At 48.6% G+C, this 4044-nt stretch carries 3 protein-coding genes; 1 reads left to right on the top strand and 2 read right to left on the bottom strand.

Going from position 1 to position 4044, the window contains the following annotated elements:
- Window positions 1-205: 205 nt before the first annotated feature.
- The gene (locus H9625_RS17130) at window positions 206-1102 is read right to left on the bottom strand and encodes a helix-turn-helix domain-containing protein (protein WP_022039635.1); all 897 of its coding nucleotides are present in this window, start codon (window positions 1100-1102) and stop codon (window positions 206-208) included.
- Window positions 1103-1264: 162 nt separating this feature from the next.
- Between H9625_RS17130 and H9625_RS17125 the strand changes: the two genes are divergently transcribed.
- Complete coding sequence (locus H9625_RS17125; protein ID WP_022039634.1) at window positions 1265-2677, top strand: MATE family efflux transporter; 1413 nt, start codon at window positions 1265-1267, stop codon at window positions 2675-2677.
- Here the strand turns inward: H9625_RS17125 and H9625_RS17120 are convergent, their stop codons facing one another.
- Window positions 2678-3880, bottom strand: coding sequence for an acyloxyacyl hydrolase (locus H9625_RS17120; RefSeq protein ID WP_191765519.1), 1203 nt, complete (start codon window positions 3878-3880; stop codon window positions 2678-2680). It abuts the gene before it with no gap.
- Window positions 3881-4044 lie beyond the last annotated feature (164 nt).

Raw genomic sequence — 4044 nt, 5'->3', positions numbered from 1 at the left:
GCCCGCTATCTTCCTCATCACACAAGCGGAAATGCCTCAAAAACTCATCCCAAATCATCGCACGATAAATTCAAAACCGTTTCTAAAATCGTAAATATTGAATCCCGCAAACATCCCATGTAGGGGCAAAATGCGGATATTCATTTAGTAAATAGTCAAATCGTAAATTTAAAAGACTCTGTGTCCTCTGCGGTGAAACATTCATTCAGTTCTGTGCCAGACGGTACTCGTTAGGGGCAAGACCGGTGATTTTCTTGAAGATGAAATTGAACTGCTGGAGAGTAGGGAAGCCCAGGCGGGAAGCTATCGCCGCTACGCTATCGGTATTTTCCAGAAGCATCTTTCTGGCGGTATCCAGACGTTTCAGCTGGAAATACTCGTGCAGGTTTTTTCCGGTCTCGAATCGTAGCAGGTCGTTGAAATATGCCACAGACAGTTTCAGTTGTTCTGCACAATAGTCAGGGGTGGGCAATATACCGTGTTTCAGTTGGTCTGATGTGATATAATTATCCAGTATCCTGTCCATGTGGCGTAACAGAGCTTTGTTTTTATCTTCGCGGGTAATGAACTGCCGTTCGTAATAACGCGTGCAATAATCCAGTAACAGTTCGATGTAGTGCGAGATAAGCGTGCGGCTGAACCGGTCGATGGGGTGGCGCAGTTCTTCTTCCGTTTCTTGAAGGCATGTCACGATTTTGTTTTTCTCGCGCAGGGAGAGGTGCAGGGCTTCCTCTTTCCGGTAGGCGAAAAACGAATAATGCCCGAGGCTATGTTCGAGCGTAGTGTTGTAAAGCAAGTCGGGATGGAAAGCGAGCAGCCATCCTTGTGTCGGAAGTACGTGCTTGTCATTGATGCCAAACGAGTGTTGGGGAGGCAAGAAGACCATGGTGGCGGTGGAGAAATCGTAATATTTCCGTCCGCAACAGCATTCCTCTTCCATACCGTTTTCTATCAGCAAGACGGTATAGAAATCAAATCGGATAGCCTGTTGTGTCACATTCGCATTGTCCAGGCGGATGACGCTGGCTTGTGGGTGCAAGGTTTTGCATCCCAGGCAGCAGTTGCATTGGTGTACGGTCTTGATGTCTAATGTTTCTTTCATTGTTTTCTTGCATCTGTTACGGGACGCAAAGATAGACTTTTATCTGCAATCCTTTTATACCCGTTTTACGGAGTGATGTATCGAAATTACTTTTATCCGTAATTCGGGTAAGTTTGTTATCCGAATTTGGTGTATCTTTGCACGCGGAATAAACTGCACTCTATGAATTTCGGAAAAAACGATTTATTGGTACTGATACGTGAAGGTCGTCCGATGACCCTTCGCCAGCAACTTCTGCTTACGGTTCAGCTGAGTATACCGGCGATGGTAGCCCAGTTGTCGTCTATTGTGATGCAATACATCGATGCTGCCATGGTGGGCAGCCTGGGTGCCAATGCCTCGGCATCCATCGGGCTGGTATCCACTTCTACGTGGTTGTTTTCGGGCTTGTGTAGTGCGGCATCTACCGGTTTTGCCGTACAGGTGGCGCATTGCATTGGTGGAGGGAAGTTTAAGGAAGCACGCCAGGTGTTGCGCCAGTCCCTTGTGGCTGTGTCGTTATTCAGTATTCTTCTGGCAAGTATCGGCATGGGTATCAGCGGTGCCTTGCCCTATTGGTTGGGCGGTGAAGAGGTCATCAATCACGATGCTTCGGTTTATTTCCTGATTTATGCGGCTTTCCTTCCCATGATGCAGTTGTGTTTCCTGACGGGAGGCATGTTGCGTTGTAGTGGAAATATGCGTGTACCCAGTATGCTGAACGTGCTGATGTGTATGCTGGATGTGGTGTTCAATTATTTTCTTATTTTCCCTTCCCGTCACATTTCTCTGTTTGGGATGGAAGTGTTTATGCCTGGTGCCGGATGGGGGGTGGCAGGAGCTGCTTTGGGGACGGGGCTTGCCGAACTGGTTGTGGCAGGTCTGATGTTATGGTTTCTGGTGACCCGTTCTTCCGAATTGGGGCTGATGCACGAAAAGGGACGTTTTCGTCCTACATCGGCTGTATTGAAAAAGGCTGCCCGTATCGGGGGGCCGATGGGCATTGAGCACGCAGTGATTTGCGGCGCACAGATTCTTACTACGGTTATTGTGGCACCTTTGGGAGTATTCGCCATAGCGGCTAATTCGTTTGCTATAACGGCAGAGAGCTTGTGCTACATGCCGGGTTATGGTATAGCAGATGCTGCTACTACTCTGGTAGGGCAGAGCATGGGTGCCGGACGTAGAGACTTGACACGGCGTTTTGCCCGCATCACGGTAGGAATGGGCATGACGGTAATGGGCATCATGGGGGTAATCATGTATGTGGCTGCCCCGTTGATTATAGGTACGATGACGCCCGATGCCGAAGTGCTGGAACTGGGCGTAATGGCATTGCGTATCGAGGCTTTTGCCGAACCGATGTTTGCCGCGGCAATAGTGGCTTACGGTGTCTTTGTAGGAGCCGGCAGCACCATTATTCCGTGTCTGATGAATTTTTTCAGCATTTGGGCGGTGCGTCTTACGCTGGCGGCATCGCTGGCTCCGTCGATGGGCTTGAAAGGCGTATGGCTTGCCATGTGTATCGAATTATGTTTCCGCGGATTTATCTTCCTTGTCCGGCTTGAACGTGGCAAATGGATGAACTTGAAATGATTAAAACCGGTAGCCCAGTCCCAGCATCAGGTTGTTGGGGTCGTGGAAGTTGCTCAGTTGATATCCCACATGCAGGAAGACGCGGCGTGTGACGAATGTTTTCAGGGCAAGAATCTGGTAAAATCCTTTGGTGTCTTCTCCTTTGTAGATAAGGTTGCGTCCTATACCGAGGTTGATGCTGAATATCGGCATGGTCAGTTCGGCACGCAGGGAAAGTCCTACGGCAAACTGTTCGCGGAAAGATGGGCGGTAGAATTGTTTTTGGTTGGTGTCATGTTCGGTTCCGGCTACATGGTTTTTCAGGTTGGCGCTTTCGTCGTATTGTGCATCCAGCGAGATGCCGGCACGGAAATACCGGTTGACCCGGTAGAGTGGATTGAAGTTGAACCCGATTACCCCGAACGAGCCGGGTACAAGGTATCGCTCGTCGGGCCAGATGATGCCTCTGCGCCGGGTGGCTCCGTATAAAATAATGTCATAACTGAATGGGGAACCTTGTAGGAGAGCTTTTTCTTGCGGGTGAGTTTTGGGGGTTGTTTTTTCAGCTCCGAAAGTATGTATCAGTCCGATACGTCCCCCTACGGTGTTGACACCCGAATTGGGGTAATTGCTGTTCCCGTTCGAATAATGTGTGGTTTCTATCCCTGCGGTCAGATGCCATTGTGGGGCGAGTTGCCAGTTCAGGTAGATGCCGGCATTCAGGTAAGCATTGATTTTCGAACCTACCACATCGTTGTACGGGTTGCTTGTCTCGTTATACTTTTTCCATCCGAATGAGGCTCCGAAGTTCCATTCGTAGTCTAGTGTCAGGTGAGGGGTGAGCCGGGCTATTTGTGAACCTTGGAACACATATACACTGACGGGGTTTCCCAGTTCCGAAGGGTTGAAAAAAGAAGTATATGCTATGCCGATGCCCTGATAGGCATGCGGATAGAGTTTTCCCAAATACGAGTCTTTATCGAGTCGGAAGGCATATTTCAGATGTGCCGAAAGTACGGTGTTGATAGGTTTTCCTTGTGCATTTTCGCCTTCAAAAAAACTTTTGGTAGGCAATACATATCCCGGGCGGATATCGAAACCTATCTGGTGGTGTATCGGGTGATGGGTAAGCGAGTCGGGTTCGGCATGTCCGGCAAGGGTTCCCCCGATACAAAAGAAGGCGAATAGGAGGCAGAGCAAGATAAATCTATCGGTCTTTTTCATAATCTCGTATCTTTTTGCATTCAAAGGTAAGTCAATCCGATGAAACGGACAAACATTTCGGAAACGAAAAATGGGTATGCATTGGAATAGAGTTTATGTAATTTAGATTTGTTATATATCGCGCATACGCGTACCTTTGCAACATGAATTACCACAACCATAAA

Source organism: Phocaeicola intestinalis, from assembly GCF_014837065.1.
GTDB lineage: Bacteria > Bacteroidota > Bacteroidia > Bacteroidales > Bacteroidaceae > Phocaeicola > Phocaeicola intestinalis.
Note: the sequence above shows the minus strand (reverse complement) of the source record. Positions and strands in the feature narration are given on the sequence as shown.

What these genes read in the sequence shown, in the direction of transcription:
- H9625_RS17120 (WP_191765519.1), bottom strand. Translation starts at nt 3,880, where the DNA reads ATGAAAAAGACCGATAGATTTATCTTGCTCTGCCTCCTATTCGCCTTC.
- H9625_RS17130 (WP_022039635.1), bottom strand. Translation starts at nt 1,102, where the DNA reads ATGAAAGAAACATTAGACATCAAGACCGTACACCAATGCAACTGCTGC.
- H9625_RS17125 (WP_022039634.1), top strand. Translation starts at nt 1,265, where the DNA reads ATGAATTTCGGAAAAAACGATTTATTGGTACTGATACGTGAAGGTCGT.